This is a genomic window from Chryseobacterium sp. FR054 (assembly GCF_056844565.1).
Map to the genome: position 1 here is coordinate 1,194,234 of NZ_JBXDSA010000001.1, position 9,087 is coordinate 1,203,320.

General features: G+C 39.9%; 4 protein-coding genes. 3 read left to right on the forward strand and 1 reads right to left on the reverse strand.

The features are described from left to right. Nucleotides 1-214 precede the first annotated feature (214 nt). From AC106S_RS05505 to AC106S_RS05515, 3 genes are all read left to right on the forward strand, one after another. Nucleotides 215-5,077, forward strand: a complete 4,863-nt coding sequence (locus tag AC106S_RS05505; protein ID WP_482438080.1) for a RecQ family ATP-dependent DNA helicase — start codon at nucleotides 215-217, stop codon at nucleotides 5,075-5,077. Between the two features lie 113 nt (nucleotides 5,078-5,190). Next, nucleotides 5,191-5,781: a helix-turn-helix domain-containing protein gene (locus AC106S_RS05510; protein ID WP_482438081.1), complete on the forward strand. Its 591-nt coding sequence runs from the start codon at nucleotides 5,191-5,193 to the stop codon at nucleotides 5,779-5,781. Nucleotides 5,782-5,872: 91 nt separating this feature from the next. Continuing rightward, nucleotides 5,873-7,357, forward strand: coding sequence for a serine hydrolase domain-containing protein (locus tag AC106S_RS05515; protein ID WP_482438082.1), 1,485 nt, complete (start codon nucleotides 5,873-5,875; stop codon nucleotides 7,355-7,357). A gap of 521 nt (nucleotides 7,358-7,878) precedes the next feature. On the opposite strand, the gene AC106S_RS05520 is transcribed toward AC106S_RS05515, so the two are convergent. Next, nucleotides 7,879-8,424 (reverse strand): hypothetical protein, encoded by a 546-nt coding sequence (locus AC106S_RS05520; RefSeq protein WP_482438083.1) that lies wholly within the window; start codon nucleotides 8,422-8,424, stop codon nucleotides 7,879-7,881. Nucleotides 8,425-9,087: the final 663 nt, after the last annotated feature.

Sequence of the window (9,087 nt, forward strand, 5' to 3'; positions counted from 1 at the left end):
GAAAATATGAGTCCGGAACTCCGAAAATGAACCAATGCTCAGTCGGCAGCAAAATAGTATTCTCCTCTGAAATATTGTTTTTCTTTGCTGTTGCTTTCCAATCCGTTATATTTTTGTAATTTAACTTAAATGAAAATCTGCACCGGTATCATCTTACCTGATATCCGGAGGATTCTGTTCAAAAAATTAATCACCAACCCCAGATATACAGACATTGATAAAAGAAACAGAACATAACAGCCGTTCCATCGCATTCATTGATACCGAAATTGAACCCGCCAGCCTCAGAATCCTGGATATAGGCGGCATTAAAAATGATGGAGAACTCTTTCATAAAACTTCTGTTACAGAATTCATCCGGTTTCTCAGCAGAACAGAATTTATATGCGGACACAATATCTTCAATCATGACATCAAATATATAGGAAAAGCGGCCACCGAAGCAGGAATACCCCCTGAAAACATCATTGATACACTGTTCCTGTCCCCTCTCCTGTTTCCTACAAAGCCTTATCATTCTTTACTGAAAGATGACAAACTTCAGACAGAGGATACTAATAATCCTCTGAACGACTCCATGAAGGCAAAAGACCTTTTCTATGCAGAAATAACAGCATTCAGGGAAACAGGCGAAACCCTGAAACAGATATTTTATTTACTGCTGAAAGACAAAAGGGAGTTTAATGCTTTTTTCCGTTATGCAGGGTACACAGGAGCAGAAACGGATGTCCGGAAACTGATTATGACGGAATTCAAGAACGGGATATGTGACCATGCTGATTTAGCCCGTCTGATTTCAGAATATCCGGTAGAGCTCGCCTACGGCCTGTCCCTTATTCATTCTTTCATCAGGCATAGAGAAATTCATTCCATTACACCACCCTGGGTATTGAAAAACTATCCCGAAACAGAAAGAATCATGCTTCTGCTGCGGAACAGACCGTGTATAACAGGCTGTTTTTATTGTAGCCAGGCACTGGATATTCATAAAGGATTAAAAAAATTCTTCGGTTTTGATTCCTTTCGTCAGTACGGAGGTGAACCTCTCCAGGAAAAAGCGGTCAGGGCTGCCATAGAAAATAAATCACTGCTTGCTGTTTTTCCGACGGGAGGAGGTAAATCAATTACATTTCAGGTTCCGGCTCTCATCAGTGCAGAAAATTCGAAAGGGCTCACCGTTATTATTTCACCTCTTCAGTCCCTGATGAAAGACCAGGTTGATAATCTTGAAAAAATAGGAATTACTGAAGCTGTCACTATTAACGGGCTGCTTGATGCTGTTGAAAGAGGCCGGTCATTCGAAAGAATCGAGGACGGCTCAGCTTCCATTCTTTATATCTCACCGGAATCTCTGCGTTCTAAAAGTATTGAAAAATTAATTTTAGGAAGGAAAATTGTCCGTTTTGTTATTGATGAAGCACATTGTTTTTCCGCATGGGGACAGGATTTCAGGGTTGATTATCTCTATATTGGTGATTTCATTAAATCTGTTCAGGAAAAGAAAAATCTGGAAGAAGTAATTCCTGTTTCCTGTTTTACAGCAACCGCCAGGCAGAAAGTCATTCAGGATATCCGGGATTATTTTAAAGAAAAACTGGGACTCGATCTGGAACTGTTTACCTCAAAAGCCTCGAGAAGCAATCTTCATTACAAAGTGTTTGAAAAAACAGATGAAGAAGAAAAATACCAGGCTGCCAGGAACCTGATCGAAGGTAAAAACTGTCCCACGATTATTTATGTCTCAAAAACCAGGAAAGCTTTTTCTCTGGCAGAAAGACTCTCCAGAGACGGTTTCAGTGCCAGACCTTATCATGGGAAAATGGAAAAGCAGGAAAAATCGGCGAATCAGGATTCTTTTATCTCCGGAGAAACACAGATCATGGTTGCCACTTCTGCTTTTGGAATGGGAGTTGATAAAAAAGACGTCGGCATGGTTATTCACTACGAAATTTCAAACTCCCTTGAAAACTATGTTCAGGAGGCCGGAAGAGCCGGAAGAGATGAAAATATCACCGCGGACTGTTTTGTATTGTTCAATGAGGAAGACCTCGGCAAGCATTTTATTTTACTGAACCAGACCAAGCTTTCCATTAAAGAGATACAGCAGATATGGAAAGCCATAAAAGACATTACACGATTCCGGTCAACCGTATCCAATTCTGCTCTGGAAATTGCACGGAAAGCCGGCTGGGATGACAGTGTTATAGAGATTGAAACACGTGTAACCACAGCCATAGCTGCACTGGAAGAGGCAGGGTATCTGAAACGGGGGCAGAATATGCCGAGGGTTTTTGCCAACAGTATTCTGTCCAAAAATGCCCAGGAAGCCATTGATAAGATCAATTCCTCTGAAAAATTCACTGAAAATCAGAAAGAAAAAGGAATCAGGATTATTAAAAAACTTTTCTCAAGCAAAAGCAGGAAGCAGTCCAATGATGAAACGGCCGAATCCAGGGTAGATTACATCAGTGATCATTTGGGCATTGTAAAAGAAGAAGTCATTAATATCATCACTCTTCTCCGGGAGGAAAGAATTTTAGCGGATGCCAAAGATCTTACGGCATTTATTAAAAGAGGTGAAAGCCGGAACCGCTCGCTCACCATCTTTGAAGCTTTCGCTAAGATTGAAAACTTTCTGCTTCCTTTACTGGAAGAACAGCAAAAAGAATTTCACCTTAAACAGCTTAATGAGGACGGTGAAAAAAATGGCTGCGAAGGAATCAATACAGCCAGAATTAAAACCACAGTCAATTTTTGGGCGATCAAAAACTGGGTAAAAAGGCAGCCTCTGCCCCATTCAAAGAATCACCTTATCGTAAGTCTGCTTCATCCCGGAGAACAGCTGATAGAAAAACTGAAAAAACGACATGAGCTGGCCCGGTTTATCGTGGAACTGCTGTATGAAAAAAGCAGCATGGACATGGCAAAAAATGAGGCCGGGAAAGATGAGGTTCTTGTTGAATTTTCAGTACATGAACTGAAGGAAGCTTATGAAAACAGTGCCAATCTCTTCAAAATGGATATTGACATTCATGATATTGAAGATACCCTGTTTTATCTGTCAAGAATTGAGGCCATTAAAATTGAAGGCGGATTTTTGGTTGTATACAACCGGCTGACCATTGAACGCACCGAGCAGGATAACAAAAAAAGATATACCAAGGACGATTACCAGAAGCTGCATCATTTTTATGAAAATAAAATTCAGCAGATTCATATTGTGGGTGAATATGCAAAAAAAATGATCTCCAGTTATCAGGATGCCCTCCAGTTTGCTGAAGATTATTTTCAGCTCAATTATACCTCCTTTCTCAACAAATATTTTAACAGCAGCAGGCAGGATGAAATCAAAAAAAACCTTACACCTGCAAAATTCAGACAGCTTTTCGGGGAATTGTCTCCCACCCAGCTGAAGATCATAAAAGACAATGAAACCAAACACATTGCTGTTGCCGCAGGCCCCGGAAGCGGAAAAACAAGAGTTCTCGTTCATAAACTGGCATCCCTTCTTATGATGGAAGATGTTAAACACGAACAGCTCCTCATGGTCACCTTCTCAAGAGCTGCTGCTACCGAATTTAAAAAACGGCTGATCAGGCTGATCGGAAATTCCGTTCTTTACATCGATATCAAAACATTTCATTCTTATTGTTTTGATCTGTTGGGTAAAGTAGGAACAATAGAAAAATCAGAAGCTATCCTCAGAAAAACCATTGAAAAGATAAGGAATGGAGAGGTTGAAGCCAGCAAAATCACCAAAACAGTTCTTGTTATAGATGAAGCACAGGATATGGATAATGACGAATATGAGCTGATTAATGCCCTTATGGAGCAGAATGAAGAGATGAGGGTGATTGCCGTAGGTGATGACGATCAGAATATCTATGAATTCAGGGGAGCAAGTTCAAAATATCTGGAACAGTTCATTACCGTAAACAATGCTGTAAAACATGAACTGACTGAAAATTACAGAAGCAAAAGCAACCTTGTAGAGCTGTCCAATCAATTTGTGAAACAGATCTCTCATCGCCTGAAAGAAACACCGATTATTGCCAGACAGACAGATAACGGAAAAATAAAGATTGTGAAGTACCGGAACATCCACCTCATTGTGCCGCTTGTAAATGATATCCTCAATACCGGACTTCACGGAACCACCTGTGTACTCACCAAAACCAATGACGAAGCATTACAGGTCACCGGGCTGCTCCTGAAAAAGGGAATGCATGCAGAATTAATCCAGACCAATGACGGCTTCAATCTGTATAATATTGCAGAGATCAGATTTTTCCTGGATGCATTAAATCAGGAAGATGATGTTTTTACCATCAGTGATCAGGTATGGGAGCATGCCAAACGGGAACTGATCAATAATTTCCGCAGCAGCACCCGGCTGGACTCCTGTTTTAAGCTGATAAAAGATTTTGAGACCACCAACCCCAAAACAAAATACAAATCTGATCTGGAAGTTTTTATCCGGGAATCCAGATTAGAAGATTTTTTCAGTGAAAACGGGGAAACTGTTTTTGTTTCTACCATTCATAAAGCAAAGGGTAAAGAGTTCGATAATGTCTTTCTGCTCCTTGAGAATTTTAATGTATCCGGAGATCAGGAAAAACGGCAGCTGTATGTGGCCATGACAAGAGCCAAAAACAATTTGACGATCCATACCAATACCGGCCTTTTCGATCATCTTTCGGCAGAGAATACGGAACGGGTGGAAGACCGGGAAACCTACGCTCCTCCCGGCGGAATTGCTATGCACCTTACCTATAAAGATGTCTGGCTTGATTATTTTATCGGCAACCAGTCTTTAATTTCCCAATTAAGAAGCGGAGACAGTCTAAAGGTAAGCGGAACAGAATGTTTCACGGCCAATGGACAATCTGTTTTAAAATTCTCCCAGCAGTTCCGCAAAACCATTGATGATATGAAAGCTAAAAATTTTGAACTGAAAAGTGTAAAGATCAATTTTATTGTATATTGGCTGAAAGAAGGCTATGAAAAGGAGATCAGAGTTATCCTGCCCGAAGTTTATTTTCAGAAGAGCCTGCCGTTCACACCGGGTCTGCCGTAAATCTTCAGGAACAGAAATAATGTGTATACGGTACAGGGCTTGTATCCGGATCTGAAAAAATGTAATTTAGCCGTCAGAAATTATCCATAAACCTCTCCTGAATAACCACTGCCATGTCCAAATTAAAAGCCGTAAGGGAACAGAAAAATCTGACACAGGAAGAACTGTCAGAAAGATCTAAAATCTCTGTAAGAACCATTCAGCGGATTGAATCCGGGACGGAACCCAAAGGACATACACTCAGAGCATTGGCTCAGGCATTGGAAATACAGGAAAGTTTTCTGCAGGACACATTAACGGCTCCCGAAACTGATGCCGTACAGCCTGAAACAGAACAAAAAACAGAGTTCCCGGCTGAGGAAGAAGAAGCCGGAATCGATTATTCAAAGATCAAACTGATCAATCTTTCTTCTCTGCTGTTCGTTGTTCTGCCTCCTCTTAACATCCTTGCCCCTCTCCTGCTGATGTTTGTAATGAAGCAGCGAAACAGTCTGGCAAAACAGATTATTTCAGTACAGATACTGTGGACCGTCATGGCTCCGATTATATTTATGCTGGGTATCTTTTTAAAGCTTGGAAGACAGTTTTCACTGGTCCTTATGATCCTGATCGTACTCTCTAATGTCTTTATCATCCTCAGGAATGCTGCCTGTATAGACCGGAACAAAAAACTCTATTTTAAACTGAATTTCAGCATGATATAAATCCTGACAGGACTTTGGCGGGTTTTTGGCGGGTCAGTTTTCCGTATAAAAACAGTGGAAAATCTAATCTTTGTCAAAAAAAATTTCAGCAATGACAAAGTATGTTCAGCTTCTGTTCTTCATTTTTATTATTCTCCTGAATACAGCCAAAGCTCAGGCCGGTAAGACCAGTGCAATTTATAAAACCATCATGTCCGGAGACAGTCTTCTTTTTTCAGTCGGCTTCAATACCTGTGATATTAAGCAGATGGAAAACCTCCTGAGCGACCGGCTTGAATTTTTTCATGATAAAGACGGTATTTCCGATAAAAAGAAATTCATGTCCGATTTCAGAAACGGTTTATGCAAATCCCCGGAAACTTACAGATCCAGACGGGTTCTCGTGGATAACAGTACTCAGATTTATCCGATGTACAAAAACGGAGAATTATATGCCGTCATTCAGAATGGCGCCCATCAGTTTTATGAAAGAATCAACAATCAGCCCGAACAGCTGGTAGGTTCAGCTCAATTTACCAATTTCTGGTTTCCTGAAAACGGAATCTGGAAACTTAGAAAATCACTGAGCTTCGATCATCAGGCCAAGCAAACTTCTGAAGAAACAGCTTCTGAAAATGATGAGGTGGCCGAAAACCTGATGAGAGAGTTTAATATTCCGGCTTTGGGTCTGGGAATTATAGAAGACCATGAACTCAAACAGATCAGAGTATTTGGCGAAATTAAAAAAAATGTTCCGCCCTCCTATAACACCTGTTTTAACGTGGCTTCTCTTACCAAACCAGTCACAGCTATGGTAGCTTTACGTCTCATCAGTCTTGGAAAATGGAAGCTGGATGAACCTCTTTCAGCCTACTGGACAGATCCGGATATAGCCCACGATCCGAGACATCAGAAGCTGACCACCAGACTCATTCTGTCTCATCAGACCGGGTTTCCCAACTGGAGATGGATGAATGCCGATAAAAAACTCAATTTTCTCTTTGACCCGGGAACGAAATATCAATATTCAGGAGAAGGCTTTGAATATCTGAGAAAAGCCCTGGAAAACAGGTTCGGAAAAACACTGGATCAGCTGGCTCAGGAACTCATTTTTACCCCTCTCAAAATGAATGATACCAATTATATATGGGACCACAATACCGATGAATCAAGGTTTGCCATCGGATATAACGAAAAGGGCGAACCTTATCCGCTTGAAAAGGGAAAAACCGCCAATGCTGCGGATGATCTGCATACGACGGTAGAAGATTACGGTAATTTCATGGTAAGTGTAATGAAAGGCAGTCTTCTGAAACCTGAAGTTTTTCAGGAAATGATCGGAAAACAGGTTAAAACCAGAGAAAATAAGTATTTCGGATTAGGTTTTGAAATCTATGACCTCGGAAATGGTGAATATGCACTGGCTCACGGAGGTGCAGACCTGGGTACACGATGTATTGCTATTGTTCTGCCAAAATCAGGAAAAGGCATCCTTATCTTTACCAATACGGATGAGGGATATAAAGTGTATGAAAAGCTGGTAACGCATTATCTCGGGGTACAGGGAAAGAAAATTGCGGAGATAGAGAACAAATGACAAGTATCATTTTACATTGCTGAAAATCTTTGTGTTCTTTTATATTTCCCAACAAACCCCATAAAAAATCTGCTCAATCAGCCAGATCTGCGAGAAATTCAATTCTTATGGGTATGATAGCTTAGCTTTTTTTGTTAACGCTAAGGTTCATGTATAGGCAATACTGATTTTAAGAGAGGAAAGAACAGAATCAACTTCGTTGATCCGATGAAGCGATGGAATAGCCTTCATCTCTTTCAATCCTGAAAACAGATGGTAAAAATTGCTGAAAATCTCTGATTTTCTTGCGCCTTAAAAGCAGTATAATAGTAAAAAAAACTTGCGCCTTTTGCGTTTTTCCAACAAAGCCCATAAAAAAATCTGCTCAATCTGCCAGATCTGCGAGAAAATAGAATATCCATTAAGATCTGTGCTATCTGAGAGATCTGTGGGAAGCTAAAATAAGAAGCCTGCCTCATTTTGAATGGACAGGCTTTATATCGGTTTTTCGATGGAATTTATAATTTCTTAATGCGTGTATCTTATTTTACTTTTTCCAGCAGATATAATTTGGCTCCGGAAAAGGCAAGCTTCGGCATTACATTTCCTTCCAGAACCATCGTCTTGTTATTGACATCAATCACAGAGATATAGTTATTGGAATTGTATTCAATATAGTTTTCCTTTTCTTTGGTAAGAGGGTTCTTTCCGAATTCCAGGGAATATTTTACCCAGTCTTCTTTATCGGAACTGCAGTGAACCGGCTTGAATTTCGATTTTTTAGCTTTGAAAATGATCTGATCGAAGCTTTCCGTACAATCAGACGTAAATGAAGCATCCGGATTCTGATCTTTTGAAAAATCTTCAAAGGACCCGCGGTATATCCCTACTATTTTCCAGGTTCCGTCCAGACGGTCTTCATCTATTTTTCCTTTGGCTTTGCTGACGGCCCAGCTGATTCCGTTTACTGTCCCTTTTACGGCTTTATATCCCAGTGTTGCAGCGCCTGTCACCACTTTTGCAGCAGTTCTTACTACACAGGAGTTTAATATCAGTACGGCGGAGACGAGGAAAATTATTTTTTTCATATTGTCAGGTTTTTGTAGTAGTGCGAAGATAAGGTTTTTGATTAAAAGCGGAAAAACAGAGACTGAGCATGGAAGTTGCTGATGTGCCTGTTTATTACCCCGAATTCACGATTTTTTATTTATATGAATTTTACCAATGGATGTGTAAGATCTGGCTAAAGCCAAAGAATTGTTTTTTTATTATTTAGGCTGACTAAAGTCTGCCTCTATTGAATAAATTCTGCAATTATATGTAATTTCCAGATCTTTGGAAATGTTTTATTTGCCCGCAGATTCAGCTGATTGAGCAGATCTTTTATCTGATAAAACCGTAGATTCTTAAAAGCTTAAGTGAATTTCTGTGTGCAAAGCTTTAAACCGAAAATAACTTAAGTGTTCATTTTTATTCGTGCATTCGTGGCAGATATATTTTTAGAAATGTTTTATTTGCCCGCAGATTCAGCTGATTGAGCAGATCTTTTATCTGATAAAACCGTAGATTCTTAAAAGCTTAAGTGAACTTCTGTGTGCAAAGCTTTAAACTGAAAATAACTTAAGTGTTCATTTTTATTCGTGCATCCGTGGCAGATATATTTTTAGAAATGCTTTATTTGCTCGCAGATTCAGCTGATTGAGCAGATCTTTTATCTGATAAAACCGTAGATTCTTAAAAGCTTAAGTGAA

Coding starts and splice junctions, on each gene's coding strand:
- AC106S_RS05515 (WP_482438082.1), top strand. CDS start 5,873: ATGACAAAGTATGTTCAGCTTCTGTTCTTCATTTTTATTATTCTCCTG.
- AC106S_RS05520 (WP_482438083.1), bottom strand. CDS start 8,424: ATGAAAAAAATAATTTTCCTCGTCTCCGCCGTACTGATATTAAACTCC.
- AC106S_RS05510 (WP_482438081.1), top strand. CDS start 5,191: ATGTCCAAATTAAAAGCCGTAAGGGAACAGAAAAATCTGACACAGGAA.